13 protein-coding genes are annotated in these 16,549 nt (G+C 41.4%); 6 read left to right on the top strand and 7 right to left on the bottom strand.

Going from position 1 to position 16,549, the window contains the following annotated elements; all coding sequences use genetic code 11:
- Positions 1–39: 39 nt before the first annotated feature.
- Complete coding sequence (locus Q0R88_RS04955; protein ID WP_295713115.1) at positions 40–1,722, bottom strand: DNA polymerase/3'-5' exonuclease PolX; 1,683 nt, start codon at positions 1,720–1,722, stop codon at positions 40–42.
- Positions 1,723–1,971: 249 nt separating this feature from the next.
- Between Q0R88_RS04955 and Q0R88_RS04950 the strand changes: the two genes are divergently transcribed.
- Positions 1,972–2,718 carry an ankyrin repeat domain-containing protein gene (locus tag Q0R88_RS04950; RefSeq protein WP_295713113.1) on the top strand — a complete coding sequence of 249 codons (747 nt, stop codon included), beginning with the start codon at positions 1,972–1,974 and terminating at the stop codon, positions 2,716–2,718.
- Between the two features lie 495 nt (positions 2,719–3,213).
- On the opposite strand, the gene sppA is transcribed toward Q0R88_RS04950, so the two are convergent.
- A complete protein-coding gene (gene sppA / locus Q0R88_RS04945) occupies positions 3,214–4,986 on the bottom strand; it encodes a signal peptide peptidase SppA (RefSeq protein ID WP_295713111.1) in 1,773 nt (590 codons plus the stop codon).
- Between the two features lie 87 nt (positions 4,987–5,073).
- Between sppA and folK the strand changes: the two genes are divergently transcribed.
- Both folK and Q0R88_RS04935 read left to right on the top strand, forming a co-directional pair.
- Positions 5,074–5,553: a 2-amino-4-hydroxy-6-hydroxymethyldihydropteridine diphosphokinase gene (gene folK / locus Q0R88_RS04940; RefSeq protein WP_295713109.1), complete on the top strand. Its 480-nt coding sequence runs from the start codon at positions 5,074–5,076 to the stop codon at positions 5,551–5,553.
- Between the two features lie 25 nt (positions 5,554–5,578).
- A complete protein-coding gene (locus Q0R88_RS04935; protein WP_295713107.1) occupies positions 5,579–5,956 on the top strand; it encodes an Hpt domain-containing protein in 378 nt (125 codons plus the stop codon).
- 166 nt (positions 5,957–6,122) lie between these two features.
- On the opposite strand, the gene purS is transcribed toward Q0R88_RS04935, so the two are convergent.
- From purS to rho, 3 genes are all read right to left on the bottom strand, one after another.
- Positions 6,123–6,383 carry a phosphoribosylformylglycinamidine synthase subunit PurS gene (gene purS, locus Q0R88_RS04930; RefSeq protein WP_295713105.1) on the bottom strand — a complete coding sequence of 87 codons (261 nt, stop codon included), beginning with the start codon at positions 6,381–6,383 and terminating at the stop codon, positions 6,123–6,125.
- Positions 6,364–7,086 (bottom strand): CDP-diacylglycerol--serine O-phosphatidyltransferase, encoded by a 723-nt coding sequence (pssA, locus tag Q0R88_RS04925; protein ID WP_295713103.1) that lies wholly within the window; start codon positions 7,084–7,086, stop codon positions 6,364–6,366. Before pssA ends, purS begins: the two co-directional genes overlap by 20 nt.
- A gap of 90 nt (positions 7,087–7,176) precedes the next feature.
- On the bottom strand, positions 7,177–8,814 hold the full coding sequence (gene rho / locus Q0R88_RS04920; protein WP_295713101.1) for a transcription termination factor Rho: 1,638 nt from the start codon (positions 8,812–8,814) through the stop codon (positions 7,177–7,179).
- A gap of 350 nt (positions 8,815–9,164) precedes the next feature.
- Here rho and pyrF point away from each other — a divergent pair, with 350 nt between their 5' ends.
- On the top strand, positions 9,165–9,998 hold the full coding sequence (pyrF, locus tag Q0R88_RS04915) for an orotidine-5'-phosphate decarboxylase (protein ID WP_295713099.1): 834 nt from the start codon (positions 9,165–9,167) through the stop codon (positions 9,996–9,998).
- A gap of 48 nt (positions 9,999–10,046) precedes the next feature.
- Here pyrF and Q0R88_RS04910 read toward each other — a convergent pair whose 3' ends face one another.
- The gene (locus Q0R88_RS04910) at positions 10,047–11,474 is read right to left on the bottom strand and encodes a radical SAM protein (RefSeq protein WP_295713097.1); all 1,428 of its coding nucleotides are present in this window, start codon (positions 11,472–11,474) and stop codon (positions 10,047–10,049) included.
- A 219-nt stretch (positions 11,475–11,693) separates the two neighbouring features.
- On the opposite strand from Q0R88_RS04910, the gene Q0R88_RS04905 reads away from it, so the two are divergent.
- Positions 11,694–13,667: a S9 family peptidase gene (locus Q0R88_RS04905; protein ID WP_295713093.1), complete on the top strand. Its 1,974-nt coding sequence runs from the start codon at positions 11,694–11,696 to the stop codon at positions 13,665–13,667.
- Between the two features lie 51 nt (positions 13,668–13,718).
- Entirely contained in the window at positions 13,719–15,695 is a 1,977-nt protein-coding gene (locus Q0R88_RS04900) for a S9 family peptidase (RefSeq protein WP_295713089.1), read from the top strand.
- A gap of 89 nt (positions 15,696–15,784) precedes the next feature.
- Here Q0R88_RS04900 and Q0R88_RS04895 read toward each other — a convergent pair whose 3' ends face one another.
- Positions 15,785–16,321 carry a pyridoxamine 5'-phosphate oxidase family protein gene (locus Q0R88_RS04895; RefSeq protein ID WP_295713085.1) on the bottom strand — a complete coding sequence of 179 codons (537 nt, stop codon included), beginning with the start codon at positions 16,319–16,321 and terminating at the stop codon, positions 15,785–15,787.
- Positions 16,322–16,549: the final 228 nt, after the last annotated feature.

The raw sequence follows: 16,549 nt of genomic DNA, 5'->3' as shown, positions 1-16,549 counted from the left end.
TTTAGTTCGATGTGGGCTATAATTTTTTAGTCCCTTATTCTATTTTACTGCCGACCTTTTCTTTTCAAATACTTTTGTTATTTCTGGCAGTGATAATGCGTTTAGGCACATTTCCTTATTTAGGCCACCTTTACGGGCGGCCAAAACACCATAATGCATATCCAGATGTCCTTCCAAACGGTGTGCGTCTGGATTTATTGACAGCCAAACGCCCTTATCCAAAGCGTACTGGTGCCAGCGCCAGTCAAGATCAAGTCTTAACGGGTTGGCGTTAATCTCGATGATTACATTGTTTGCCGCACAGGCGTCAATAACTTTTTTATAATTGATAGGGTAACCGCCACGGCTCAACAATAGCCTGCCGGTAGGGTGGCCCAATATGGTAGTGTATGGATTTTCGATAGCAGTGATCAGCCTTGACGTAGCCTTAGCTTCATCCATTTTAAGTATTGAATGTACAGACGCAACAATGAAATCAAACTTTTTTAATATCTCATCAGGGTAATCCAGTGAACCATCATATAATATATCCGATTCTATACCTTTAAAAATATGAAAGCCATCAAGCTTTTTGTTGAGGCTGTCAATTTCCTCCTGTTGTTGCAGTACCCGTTCAATGCTTAAGCCCTTGGCATAAAAGGCGCTCTTGCTATGATCACACATGCCCAGGTATTCCAGTTTCAGGTTATCGCGGCAGTAAAGTGCCATTTCTTCAACGGTGTTTACGCCATCGCTCCAGGTACTGTGGTTATGCAAGCTGCCTTTTAAATCATGTGTGATGATAAGCGTTGGCAATTCATTCTTTTCGGCTTTTTCAATAAACGTGGTACCCTCACGCAGTTCGGGCTGCATCCAGGTTAAACCGGCTTGGGTATAAATAAGTTCCTCAGTTTCCGGTTCTTCTATTGGTTCTGTAATACGGGCGAGTACAGCCTGCACATGTTCATCATTGCCTGTATTTATAAATAATTCCTTATAGTATTCGCCGTTTGATGTGCAGATAATATCAACCAACAGACCATTGCCCAATTCTCCTGAAATATGGTTTTCATTTTGAGCTACATTTTTCAGGATGTTTGATTGCAGAAAAGTATTGTAGGCAATCTCCGGGTCAATGCTGCCTATCACAACTACTATCTCGGTAATGATGTCATTCGATCTGCGAAATTCACCTGCGAAATGTTTCAACGCGCTTGGGAATACCGCTTTTATTTCATCCATCAGTTCATTGGCTTCTTTCTCAACCTGGGCAAACAGGAATTTACCATTGCTGGCCATCCTGAACTCGATAGCTTTGCGAATCTCTTCCTGCGTTTTTAACCCAAAGCCTTTGGCCTCTATCAGTCGGTTTTCGTTGCAGGCATAAAAAAGCTCACCGGTATTTTCAATCCCCAATTCCTTCCATATAATGGCCACCTTTTTTGGGCCAATGCCCTTGATGCCCATCATTTCTACCACTCCATCAGGGGTGTTGGCCAGCAATTCGTCCATCTCGGCGATAGTGCCTGTATCAAAAAGTTCAATGATTTTTGCAGCGATGCTTTTGCCAATGCCATCCACTTTTTCCAGTTCCTGCAGTGTTTTGCCGGCGATAGGGAAGGGAAGTTTATCAACCTTAAAAGCAGCATTAGCTATCGACTTAATTTTAAAGGGATTAACCTCATGCAGTTCCATGAGTTGCGATAGTAAGCGAAGCGTGCGGGCTATGGGTTTGTTTTCCATTATAAAATTGAAGCTGTAAAAATACAAAAAGCCATTGTAAAGACAGTGCAGTAGAAGGGTTTGTTTTGTGGTGTATTGATTAAATTAACGAATGTTTCTAAATCTAATTGAGAGAAATGAGGGGGATGGATTTTTGATTAAGAATTCCCATAGTTGTTAAGTTGAAAAATTGGCGCGTTTTTATACCTAACTTTAGGTTAATATCCTTCAGGGAAAATACACTCATCAAGGTAGGTTAAACTTAACATCATGCCCGATTACATCCAGCTCCTTTACAGCATAGAGGTTCATGCTGTAGAAGATATTCAACGGTATTTTCGCGATGGCGGCAGCCCGAACGAGGTTCATGACGGTATTCCTCTTTTTACCACCATGGTGGAGATGTATTATCGCAGCCCCGAATTTAAAGATTGCGTCAGGGCTTTTATTGATGCGGGATTGGTATACGATGATCAGTCTTTGTTGGCTGTATTGGCCCATGATGCTGAGAAGTTAAACACCTATATCAGCAATGATCCTGCAATTGTTTCCAAAACGTATACCTTATATAATAACACTTATACCCCGTTAACCGGTGGAACCCTCATGCATTTTTGTGCCGAATATAACAGCTTGGACTGTGCTCAAATCCTTTTACAGTATGGAGCGGATGTAAATACCAAAGCTGCTGTTGATGAATATGGTTTTGGCGGGCATACACCTATATTTCACACCGTAAATCAAAATGGCAATAGTTCCATCGATATGCTTCATTTTCTGTTGCAAAATGGAGCCGAGCTGCTAATCTCCGTTAAAGGTCTCATTTGGGGTAAGGGTTACGAATGGGAAACGTTTATCCCGGCTGTTAACCCGATAAGTTATGCCATGATGGGCTCATTACCGCAAATGCACCGGAAAGAGAAAACGGTAATGGAGGTTGTATCCTTATTAATAAAACACGCTTTTGGAATTGATTATGTGCCTAAGAATGTGCCGAACGCTTATTTGAAAGGGTGATTTATGGAAATGTTTGGGTGATATAGGCTATCCTTAAAATATAAAAGCCATCTATCCTTGCCTACCGCACAACTCAAATAAAAAAGTGATGAATTTAAAGCATGTTTGTGGCTCTGTGGCTTTGCAGAGTCGGGATTATTTTTGAGGAAATCAATATTATTCTTTTAAATAAATCAGTGGCGTAGCCACGGCTAATATTGTAACAACTGATTTTAATCAGTTGAAATAAAAACAGCATACAAAAAGAACCATAGGTTCGGCCCATATGCTCAGCTGGTTAATTGTTACTTAGCATATATAATCAATGTGGGGATTCTTTTAAAAGCAAGATGCGCCGTGCCTATGGCACTCATTTTTATTTGGTTTAACATCAACGGATTAAAATCCGTTGCTACAAAATGTTCGAGCCAATGGCTCTATAAAGAAAATGATAATTAGCCTAAAATAAAAAAGCCATCCATCCGGACAGCTCTTTTATCAAAATATAAATAAAACTTACTTGATCACAATATCATAAGGCAATCTTGCCTGCGGAATCCGCATCATTTGGGTGATGCCTTTTATTTGTTCGTAAACCCGGTAGCTGTCGCCCAGCTCCGATTTCATCATTTTGGTTTTCATTTGGCTGGTTACATCGCCATCCAGTTGTTTAAAGAAACTTTTTTGTTCGGGATAGCTAACCAGGTTATAATTTGTAAGCTTAGCTTTTTTTGCTGCCGATGCAATAGCATCGTTGATATTGCCTAAGCGGTCAACCAAACCTAATTTTATGGCCTGGGTACCTGTCCACACACGGCCCTGGCCAATGCTATTAATGTAGGCCTGTGTTTTGCCACGCCCTGCGGCTACCGCTTTGGTAAAATCATCATAGCCATGGTTAACGTTGTTTTGCAAAATGGCTCTTTCTTCTGCACTTAGCGGACGGCTGATATCGCCCAGATCAGCATATTTGCCGGTTTTTACACCATCAAAAGTAACACCCAATTTATCATTAAACAGCTTTTGCATATTGGGCAATATGGCAAAAATGCCTATTGATCCTGTTATCGTGTTCGGTTCGGCAATAATGGAATCTGCAGCACAGCTAATATAATATCCACCCGATGCAGCATAATCGCCCATAGAAACAATGATAGGTTTTACCTTTTTTGTCATTGCAACCTCGCGCCAGATCACATCAGATGCAAGCGAACTACCTCCCGGTGAGTTTACACGGAGTACAACTGCTTTTACCTTATTATCTAACCGTACTTTGCGGATTGCCTTCGAAATTCTTTCAGATCCTATGCTGTTATCGTCGCCTTCGCCACCGTTAATTTCGCCGTTGGCGTAAACAATAGCAATGCGGTTATTTGATGAACCATCATCATCACCTTTGTCATCGGCTTTGCTTTTGGTGTATTCGTCAAGATCAACGCTTGCAAGGTTGCTTTTTAAACCGGTACCTGTACGGCGTTTCAACTCATCCAAAATTTCATCCTTGTATTTCAAGCCGTCAATAAGCTTTAATTTTAAAGCATCCTCGGGAAATTGTACACGGCCACTATTTGCATAGTTAAACAACGAGTCTTTATTAATCCCCCGGCTTTTGCTGATGCCTGTTAAAAAATGATCATACAAGGAGCCTAAATAAGAGGTAACCTGCAAGCGATTAGGATCGCTCATTTTGGTAAGGATTAAAGGTTCAACCGCACTTTTGTACGTTCCAACCTTAATGATCTGTGCTTCGATGCCCAGTTTATCAAGTGCGCCTTTTAAAAATGTTATCTGTTGACTAAAGCCGGTAAATTCAAACATACCCCGCGGATTCATGTATACCTTATCGGCAACGGATGCCAGGTAATAAAATCCCTGTGTGTAAATTTCGGAGTAGGCTACCACAAACTTACCCGATTTTTTAAAATTGATCAAGGCATTGCGAATCTCTTCGGTAGTAGCCTGGCCGGATGTCATGTAGCTTTCGTCAAGAAAAATGCCTTTGATGTTTGAATCGTTTTTGGCTTTTTTTATGTTGGCCAAAATATCATTCAGTCCGATCGACTTCTCGCTGTTCAATCCTAAAAAGCTTAGTCCGGCTAAAGGGTTATTGGGTGTACGTTCTGTAATAGGAGTAGTAAATGCCATGTGCAATACTGAATTTGATTCAACATCTACAGTTTTTTCACCACTTGCGGCTACCACTAAACCTACAACTACAAAAGCCAGAATCACTGTCACTAAAAATACCCCGAACATGGTGGCCAGAACGAATTTGAAGAATTGTTTCATTAATGCTATAAATCTTTTTAACTATGCAAACTTAGTAATTCAATACCGTATAATCTTAAGAGCCTGATCTATAATATTTGTTACAACATGATTGACGTTTTTTTACTTTTAGGCAGTAACCTTGGCGATAGAAAACTATTTCTGCAGCAGGCAATTGCGCGTATTGAGGAAGGTATTGCGCCCATTGTGCAGGCATCGGGAGTTTATGAAACACAATCATGGGGTAAAACAGATGCGCCCGATTATTTAAACCAGGTGCTGCTTTTACAAACAGATTTGCCTGCGCAAATGGTGCTGAAGAAAATTTTAAGTATTGAACTTTTGCTGGGCCGCAGGCGCGAGGAAAAATGGGGCTCACGAACTATAGATATAGATATTTTATTTTATGGCGATGCTGTTATTGATGAACCGGATTTAAAAGTTCCGCATCCCGAAATGCATAAACGGCGCTTCACTCTGGAGCCATTTGCACAGATTGCTCCTGATTTTATACATCCGTTAATAAAAAAAAATATTTTACAACTAAAAAGCGAACTTAAAGACGACTTGATCGTAAAAAAAGTATAATTTTGATTATTCATACATCTTTTATATGTCAGATATTTCACCCGAGCAAGACTTTGATCTTTCCTTTCTATATGAAATTGCCGATGGCAGTGATGAATTTATTGTTGAATCAATAGGTATGTTCCTGGAGCAAACCCCACTGTTACTTGGTAATATCAGCACCGCACTTGATTCTGGCGATTGGGCAGAAGCGGGTAAGGTATCGCACAAGCTAAAGCCCAACCTTGGTTTCTTTGGTATGCCTATAAGCCAGGCCACCATACAGGAAGTTGAGATAGCCTGTAAAGGAGGAGGACAAAACCCGGGCGAGATATTAGCTAAATTTAACCAGGTAAAGGCAACGGTTAATGCCAACCTGATTACGCTTAAACAAATTAAGGAAGAAAAAGAAGCAAGCCTTTAGAGAGCTGAAAGCTTAAAGCAGAAGGCTAAAAGCTTTATATACATAAAAGCAAAAGGCGACCATTATGGTTGCCTTTTGCTTTTATAATTTTTTAAGTGTCACAAATAGCTTTTGCTATCCGATGATTATGTGAAATATGTTGGCTTTTTGCTTTAAGCTTTCTGCCTTAAGCTACTACTTCTACTACTTTAAAAGTATAGCTTTCCATAATCAGGTTAGCAAGCAGGTTTTTACAAGCTTCATCAACTTTGCTATGGGCGATTTCAGCGTTGTCGGCTTCAATTTCAAGCGTGATGTGTTTGCCTATACGTACATTTTGTATTTCGGCTAAACCAAGATTTTTCATGCTTCCGGTTACTGCTTTTCCTTGAGGATCAAGTATTTCTTTTTTGGGCATTACGTCAATTTCAGCCTGGAACTTTGTCATTTGTGATTTTTGTTTGAATTAAAGATAAAGTGATGTAAATAAATATAACCACCGGAACTGCGACAAATTTAAAAAATAGAATCAGTATTGCCGAAAACAAGAGCAGTAAATAACGGAAAATGTTTTTATTGAAATCGCGGTTTTTAAATTTGAGCGACATGAGCGGCAATTCAGAAACCAGCAGAGTGCACATGATTATAATAAGCCCTGTTAAAATGTATGGGTTTAAGATGTAGCGGGCCAATACCTCATACTGCTCAATAATTAAAGGTAACGAAGCAATAAATATAGCATTGGCCGGTGTTGGCAAACCAATAAAACTATCCGATTGGCGGGTGTCATTATTGAATTTTGCCAGTCTTAACGCCGAGAAAACAGTTATAGAAAAGGCGAGGTAGCACAAATAAGTGCTTACATGATTAATTTGCGGAGCTTTTAAAAACAACTCATATAGTATAGCCGAAGGTAAAAAACCAAAGCTCACCATATCGGCCAGCGAATCAAGATCCTTACCTATAAATGAGTAGGAGTTAAGTACACGTGATGCAAAGCCATCAAAAAAATCAAAAATTGCTGCTAAAAAAATTGCATAGGATGCAATTAGCAAATTACCCTGAAAGGCAAACACTATCCCTATACAACCGCTAAATAAGTTTGCACAGGTTATTGTATTAGGAAGATGTTTTCTAACTCGTCTCTTCATTTGTGTTACGAAGTTATCAGGATTTTATTAAGTAATAATGAAGTTACAAATAATATTTACATTAAATATAACTTCATTATCGCAAAAATATTACGAATTCATAGAAATCAGGAATTCTTCGTTGGTTTTTGTACCCCTGATCTGAGCTTGTAGAAACTCCATTGACTCCTGTGAGTTCATGTCTGCCAGGTGGTTACGTAAAATCCAGATGCGTTGTAGCGTATCGCGATCAAGCAACAGGTCATCACGACGGGTACTTGATGCAGTGATATCGATAGCAGGGAAGATACGTTTGTTTGATAATTTACGATCAAGCTGTAATTCCATGTTACCGGTTCCTTTAAACTCTTCAAAGATAACTTCGTCCATTTTTGAACCGGTTTCTGTTAAAGCTGTAGCAATAATGGTTAATGAACCACCATCTTCAATATTACGGGCTGCACCAAAAAAACGTTTTGGTTTGTGCAATGCGTTGGCATCAACACCACCCGATAATATCTTACCTGAAGCAGGTGCTACCGTGTTATAGGCACGGGCAAGGCGGGTTATTGAATCCAAAAGGATCACCACGTCATGACCACACTCTACCATACGTTTAGCTTTTTCTAAAACAATATTGGCAATTTTTACGTGGCGCTCAGCTGGCTCATCAAAGGTTGATGATACTACTTCTGCACGCACGCTGCGGGCCATATCGGTTACCTCTTCGGGGCGTTCGTCTATCAGTAATATAATAAGGTATACTTCGGGGTGGTTGCGGGCAATAGCATTGGCCACATCCTTTAATAACATGGTTTTACCTGTTTTAGGCTGTGCCACAATTAACCCACGCTGACCTTTACCAATAGGTGAGAACAAATCCATGATGCGGGTTGAATAATTACCGGCATCAGTAAACAGGCTCAGTTTCTCGGATGGGAAAAGCGGTGTTAAGTGATCGAAAGGAACGCGGTCACGAACTTCGGCAGGGATACGGCCGTTAATGGCTTCAACACGTACCAAAGGAAAATATTTTTCGCCTTCTTTAGGCGGACGGATGCTGCCACGAACAGTATCACCGGTTTTTAAGCCGAATAATTTTATTTGTGATTGTGATACATAAATATCATCCGGTGAAGTAAGGTAATTATAGTCTGATGATCTTAAGAAACCGTAACCATCGGGCATAATTTCCAATACGCCTTCGTTTACAATAACATTATCAAAATCAAGGTTGATAGGCGGCTCCTGTGCTTTTTGCTGATTAGGGTTGCCATTGGCGCGCCTGTCAAATTTTTGCGGCGGACGAACATCTGCCGATGGCGTCTCCACTTTAGGGGCTGTTTCACCGGGTTGGTTATCAGTGGCTTCGCTGGCAACCGGCTCGGGTGCTGGTATATCATTCTGAGCGTCTTCGTTATTCTGTTGGTCTTCTTCTTCCTGATCAAACAGGTTGGTGTCATCCAAAGGAACTTCAACGCGGGGCTGAGTTTTAGGTTTTAATACACGGGTACGTTTACGTGCTTTTTCATTGGCTGCCTCGGCTGCCGGTTCTGCAGTAATAGGTGCATAATTTTGTTCAACAATGTTTTGTTGTGCCCTTGCGGCCTCAATTAACTGTTGTTGTTCAACAATACGGGTAATTAGAGAAGCCTTGCGTAGTTCGTCGGCCTCAGTAATACCTAAATTTTTTGCAATATCGCGCAACTCAGAAACGAGTTTGTCGTTCAATTCGATTTTATCAGACATGATATGAATTATAGTTCAAAAGGGATTTTTAATATTGTAATTAGTTTTCAAACGGTAATAAGGTTTTCAATGTGCATTTAAATTTTTGTATACACAGCGGCCTTATTGTAAATAATTGATCTTGAAACATTGATTAAATAAACATCTAAACCCAGTCAAAGTATTAATGAATAAATATCGTGGGGTTTTAAATTGTTTCTTTAGTGCAAGAAAAATTCAAAGGAAAACGATGCAATTGTAAACAATTATTTTTTAATTTCAAATTAATTAAATAAATATCTGATCCATTACAATGTTTAAGCTAAATTTTTAGTTTTTTTGACAATCAGAATATTTAAACACCCCGTCAGATGGTATCCCGCGAGCAGCTAATTGAGCAAATAAAGCAAAAGAAATCCTTTTTATGTGTAGGTCTTGATACAGATATTGATAAAATTCCAGAGTTTTTAAAGGAGTATCCGGATCCTATACTGGAATTCAACAAACGTATTATTGATGCTACTAAGGATCTGTGCGTATCCTACAAACCTAACGCGGCGTTTTACGAGGCACGTGGTATTAAAGGCTTGCAAAGCCTTATTGATACCTGGAAATACCTGCCTGCCGATACCTTAAATATAATAGATGCCAAAAGGGGCGATATCGGTAATACTTCCGATAAATATGCCAAAGCCTTTTTTGATGAAAATGCATCCGGGATGAGCTTTGATGCCATTACTATTACACCTTATATGGGTAATGATAGCGTAACTCCTTACCTGGCCTATGAAGGCAAATGGATCATCATATTGGCTCTTACGTCATCGGTTGGCAGTAAAGATTTTCAATACCTGCAAACCGGCGATGGTTATTTGTACGAAACCGTGATTCAAAAAGCCAATACCTGGGCGGGTGCCGATAGGATCATGTACGTGGTAGGAGCTACAAAAAGCACCGAGTTTACCAATATTCGCAAGTATGCCCCGGATAATTTCCTGCTGGTACCCGGGGTAGGAGCGCAAGGCGGAAGCCTTGAGGAAGTGTGTAAATATGGTATCACCAAAGATTGTGGCCTTATAGTTAACGCGTCGCGCTCTATTATTTACGCCAGTAACGGTAAAGATTTTGCCGAAGCGGCGCGTGCCGAAGCCAAAAGTATGCAACAACAAATGCAGGCGGAGTTGGAGAAGGCGGGAGTAATATAATTTGATGAGCAGTTAATTAAATTAATTATTGAAATTGACTGCCATAAGTTAACTTTCTGGTAAAAAGGCGGGCACCGGTAACTCCATGCTATCCAATGGTTTATTTGCACTTTTATTGAAATTTATTTTTGAAAGCACAGTTTCCAGAGCCGGGAGGGTGTTGTTGAGGCTTTTTGTTTTGATCAGGAAATTCCATACAGGTTCAAACTTTTTCCATCCTCCCGAATAAAATAAATGTTTTAATTTATGCAGATTGGATTCATGCTGCATACTGGCCTTGAATATATTGGTCCACTTGTAAAACTCTTTGTAGGCCCACCAGTAGCCGTCTTCCAGTTCCTGAGCGCTTAGGTTGATGGTTTGGTAAACAACTTTACGTGTATCATAAAGGTCCCAGTTTTTGGTGAGTATTCTTCCCTGGCGTTCCATACTTTTAAAAAGCTCGGTACCTGGGTATGGCGTTAAAACATGATAGGTTGATGTAGTAATTGAATGTTTCACGCCCCAGTCAACCGTTCTTTTAAAAACATCTTTGTCATCATCGTCCAGGCCGAAAACAAAACTTCCGTTTATCATTATTCCCAAATCATGCAGCCTGTTTACAGCCTTTACATAGTCTTTTTCAAGATTTTGCTTTTTATTACTTTGTTTTAGATTTTGGGGCGAAAACGTTTCAAATCCTACAAATAAACTTCTCAGGCCTGCTTCTGCAGCTTTTTCTACCAGGTTGCCTCTTAGTATGGAATCAACAGTTGCGGCTCCCTGGAAAACGCGGTTCATACCTTTCATCCCATCAAAAAGAGCGCCCGAGAATTTAGCATTACCTAACAGATGGTCATCCAAAAAATACAGGTGCCTGCCGGGGAGTCTGTCAATTTCGGCCAAAGCATCATCTACTTCCTGTGTGTAGAAAGTACGGCCTCCTTCAAAAAATGCATCCTTATAACAAAAGCTGCAATGGTGGGGGCAACCCCTTGTTACCACAATGGAATTAGGCACAAGGTAAAGGTGTCTCTTGATGAGGTCACGGCGTATGGGCGGAACTTTTTCGAGCGTGCGGATAGTGGAATTGTAAATTTTTTGAGGGCGATGGTTTTTAAAATCCAATAAAAATTGCGGAAAAGTGTCTTCTCCCGGCCCTGTAAAAATACTATCAGCATGCGGGGCGGCCTCCATAGGTAAAGATGTAACGTGCAAGCCCCCTAAAATTACATAGGCACCCTTGGCCCGGTAATGATCGGCAATTTTATAGGCGCGGTAAGCATTGGTTATATACACCTGGATAACCACCAGGTCGGGGTTATCATCCAGGTTGAGTTTTTCAACGTGCTGATCCTGCAGGTCTATTTCATCATCGGGCGAAAGATAAGCCGCAAGGGTTGCCAAACCCAGGGGAGGAAACAATGAATATTTTATTGGCCGCCAAAATGGGCTCTCTGCTTCTGTTAAGGCTGGTAATATCAATTTAACTTTCATTGTTTATTTATTTAAAAGTACTTTGAATAACAAAGTAAGTAATTAAATTTTATCTTTCCAAATAATTAAGTGAATGGTTAATCAGACGGAAAATAGTTTGTGAGAATTGGACTATGTAAATCCGGTTTATCTTTTGTAATATTTCCGGCATCGGGGTTTAATTCCTGCAGATTCTGCTACTAATTGTTAAATTACAGACTTTATTTATTGTATTCATCTATGAAAAGAACCATACTTTCCATTATTGCATTTACTGTTTCTTTTTATGCATTGGCCCAGGAGGTAAAGACCCGGTTAAAGCCTGCAGATATCAGCCGCATACCTACGGTAAGTGATCCGCAGCTTTCGCCGGATGGTAAATGGGTGGCCTATACCGTATCTGAAGTTGATACAGCAAAAGATAAACGTGTAGCGCACCTGTGGATGCAAAGCTGGGATGGTAAAGAATCTATTGAATTAACACACGGGGGCGAAGCTGCTTCATCGCCAAAATGGTCGCCGGATGGAAAATATTTATCGTTTCTTTCATCGCGCGACTCAAAGAATGGATCGCAGATTTGGCTGATCGACCGCAGGGGTGGGGAGGGTGTTAAACTCACAGATATTAAAGGCGACCTGGGCGATTATGAATGGTCGCCAGATAGTAAAAAATTGGTAATTGTAATTGGCGATCCTGCAAATAAGGGTAAGGAAGAACCCAAAACACCCAAGCCGATAGTACTTGATCGTTTCCACTTTAAGCAGGATGTGGAAGGTTACCTGCAGCACCTGCATCAGCATTTATACCTGCTTGATATGGTCACCAAAAAACTGGATACACTTACAAAGGGTGATAAGGACGAGGAATCACCGGTATGGTCGCCTGACAGCAAAACAATTGCCTTTGTAAGTAATCGCAGTACCGATCCTGATAGAAATGAGAACAGCGATATTTTTACGATAGATGCGCGGCCTAATGCCAGTATATTGCAGGTAACTACCTGGAAAGGACCCGACAGAAATCCACAATGGAGCCCGGATGGTAAGCTGATCTCCTACCTGCGATCAACCAGCGATGCTGATTATATGATGTATGATCAGAATGTATTGTGCACTATGGATATTGTGGGTTCAAACAAAAAAGTACTAACCCAGCAGCTCGACCGCCCGGTTGCTAACCAGGTTTGGGCTAAGGATAGTAAAAGTATTTCATTTTTAGTTGTGGACGACCGGGAGCGTTACGTAGCCAGCGTAAACGTAAACAATGGAAAAATCGCGACTGTAAATAAAGGTGAATATGGCATTACCGATATTGGTACAAATGCCATTGGCAACTGGGTAGTACAAAAAAGCGACCCCTATACGCCAGCCGAATTATTTGCTTTAGAAAGCGGTAAACTGCGCCGGCTTACATTTCATCAGCAGGCATGGTTAAATACGGTTAATCTTGCTCATGTAGAAGGCTTTGAGTCAACAAGTGTTGATGGTACAGAAGTTTCTGGTATTATATTAACTCCCGATAGCAATGCGAAAAAGCTACCGCTGATATTATTTATTCATGGCGGCCCTGTTGGCCAGGACGAATTTACTTTTGATGCCACCAGGCAGGTATTAGCCGGTGCCGGTTATGCGGTGGCTGCTGTAAATTACCGCGGCAGTAATGGTCGTGGGCTGGATTATTGTAAAGCTATTTATGCAGATTGGGGTAATAAGGAAGTAAAAGATTTGCTGGGCGCTGTTGATAAGCTGGAGAAGCTGGGCATAGCTGATCCCGATCATTTGGGCATAGGCGGTTGGAGCTACGGCGGTATCCTTACCAATTACACCATAGCATCAGATACCCGTTTCAAAGCCGCTGCCAGTGGCGCGGGTAGCGCATTACAATTGTCTGTTTATGGCAGCGATCAATATGTACTGCAATATGAAAGTGAATTGGGCGTGCCATGGAAAAACGCCGATAAATGGATCCAGTTATCGTACCCGTTCTTTCATGCTGATAAAATAAAAACACCGGTACTGTACATGTCCGGGTTGAAGGATTTCAACGTGCCAACCATCGGCAGCGAACAAATGTACCAGGCCCTAAAATCGCAGGGGATCCCAACAGAATTGATACTTTATCCAAACTCCTTTCACGGTATCAGCAAACCGAGCTACCAGGTTGACAGGTTGCAAAGGTATGTGGTGTGGTTTGATAAATATTTGAAGAAGTAGTAATCAGCCTGGATAAGGGAATTCACAATAACTCAATTGATTTAGTTCGTCATGAATAAATTTATATATATCGTTTTCGCTGTATTGGCTTTCAAAAACCTTTCAGCTCAAACCACTAAACGCCCCTTAAAACCATCCGACATCAATAATATCCCCACACTATCTGATCCGCAGTTATCACCCGATGGCAAATGGCTGGCTTATAGTTTATCAGAGGTTGATACAGCCAAGGATAGCCGGGTATCGCACCTGTGGATGCAGAGTTTTGATGGCAAGCAATCCATCCAGGGTACCTATGGCGACGAAGCGGCTTCTTCGCCTAAATGGACGCCGGACGGTAAATTCCTTTCCTTCTTATCTGAGCGGGATTCCAAAAACGGGGGCCAGGTTTGGCTGATGGACCGAAGGGGAGGCGAAGGACATAAGCTAACAGATATAAAAAAAGGAGACCTGGAAGATTATGCGTGGTCGCCTGATAGTAAGAAACTGGTGCTGGTAATTAAAGATCCCGAAAATGCAGGTAAGGAGCCCAAAACCATTCCTCCTATAAAGATAGATCGATACCACTTTAAACAGGATATTAATGGTTACCTGCAGCATTTGCACACGCATTTGTACCTGTATAGTATTGATACAAAGAAATTGGATACATTAACAACGGGCGATAGGGATGATGAGTCGCCGGTATGGAGTCCGGATGGTAAAGCAATTGCGTTTGTGAGTAACCATACTGCGGATCCAGATAGGAATGAAAACCTGGATATTTTTACGGTTGAGGCTAAGGACGATGGTGAGATAAAACAGCTTACCACATTTACCGGGCATGATATTGCTCCGCTCTGGAGCCCGGATGGTAAACACATCGCTTATTTGCGATCAACCAGTGATGCTAATTATTACATTTACCAGCATGATGTTTTATGTATCATGGATGTCGACGGTAAAAACAACAAAATACTTACCGAAGCACTTGACCGCCCGGTAAGTAACCACGCCTGGAGCCGGGATAGCAAGAACATCGTTTACCTGGTAAGCAATGATCGTATTCGTTATGTTGCTCAATATAACCTGCTCCTCCGCAAATCAACAACGGTTTATAAAGGTGCCGAGTGTAGTTTTGAAAGTTTGATAGGGCATTCGCCCGGTGTTTGGATAGCCAAAATGACCACCCCTTATATGCCGCATGAACTGGTAGCTATTGAGAACGGCAAGATTCGCCGGCTTACTTTTCACCAGGATAAGTGGTTAAATACCGTTAAGCTTGCGCACGTAAAAGGTTTTCAGTCTTTTAGTAGTGATGGTACGCTCGTATCGGGCATATTATATACACCGGATAGTATGGTAAACAAAAAGTTGCCTTTTATCCTGTACATACACGGCGGCCCTACAGATCAGGACGAATTTGAGTTTGATATGATCAGGCAAACGCTGGCCTCGGCAGGTTACGCGGTTGCAGCGGTTAATTATCGCGGCAGTACCGGGCGAGGGCTTGAGTATACCAAAGCCATTTATGCCGATTGGGGTAATAAAGAAGTACAGGATCTGTTGGGAGCGGTTGACGAACTGGTGAAAACAGGCGTTGCCGATAAAGATCACCTGGGCATAGGTGGCTGGAGCTACGGCGGTATCCTTACCGATTATACCATAGCAACGGATAGCCGTTTTAAAGCAGCATCAAGCGGGGCGGGCAGCGCGTTGCAACTGGCCATTTATGGCAGCGATCAATGGGTGATACAATATGATAATGAGTTGGGTTTTCCATGGAAAAACCCCGAGAAGTATATCAAGCTATCGTACCCGTTTTTTCATGCAGATAAGATAAAAACGCCTACACAGTTTATGTCGGGCTTAAAAGATTTTAACGTACCCACAGGCGGCGGCGAGCAAATGTACCAGGCGCTGAAATCGCAGGGGGTGCCTACGCAGATGGTACTTTACCCGGGCCAATTTCATGGTATAACAGTGCCAAGTTACCAGGTGGATAGGCTGCAGCGTTATATAGAGTGGTATGATAAGTATCTGAAGTAGCCGGCTTATGGGGGGCCACCGGAATGCCCCTGAAATAAGAAAGCCACGCAGTATATAAACCAGCGTGGTTTTCCTATTTGAAGAGATAGCTATATTGTTATTTTTCCTTCGATGGAATCATCGAGTGTTTGGCCGATGGCCGCGCCGGCTATCATTTTTACAAAGGCAATGGCATTCCCATGTTTATTATCCCAATAATAACCTTGGGTTGGCTCAACCTTAATTACAGAGATGCGCGGGTCACTTTCACCTTCGGTAAACCAAACTTTCAATAAGGGTTCCCAAAGCTCCTTTATCTTTTGTTTATCCTGGCTTACTTCTGCAATCCCATAAATATTCAGGAAATCTGAGTGTGCCGATCCCTGGAAAAGCAGGTGTACCATAGGGTCTTTCGCTATCTCGCCGTCCTTATGGCTATCGTTAGCACTCAGGAACCAAAGGTTACCCTCTTCATCTACTGTTTGTACCGACATTGGCCGAATTGATACCGGCAGGCCCGTTTTTATATTGGTTAAAAAGAAGCAACTTTTGGCGCTGCCGACTAATTCTTTGATTTTGGCAATGGCTTCCGGTCCGCCGAGATCCTTATAATTATCTTCCGGCTGTTGTTGATTAATGCTATTCATTATTTAAAGTTTTTGTTGGTAAATGTTATAGCTTATAACCAATCAAAATCTTTATTGTGTTAATAAAATTAACTTTGGGGATAATTTAAGGGAGTATCAAGTAGTTAGTATCAAGTATCAAGTATGAAGACGCTTGGGAGGTATTATAATTATTGTGAGCGTCTGATATAAAAACTCTTCAGGGCATATAGTTGCCTGGAAGAGAGATAACTTACGAAGTTTTTAAAA

The sequence above is a fragment of the Mucilaginibacter sp. genome, assembly GCF_025362475.1.
Lineage (GTDB): Bacteria > Bacteroidota > Bacteroidia > Sphingobacteriales > Sphingobacteriaceae > Mucilaginibacter.
This window is presented reverse-complemented; position numbering and strand designations above follow the sequence as displayed.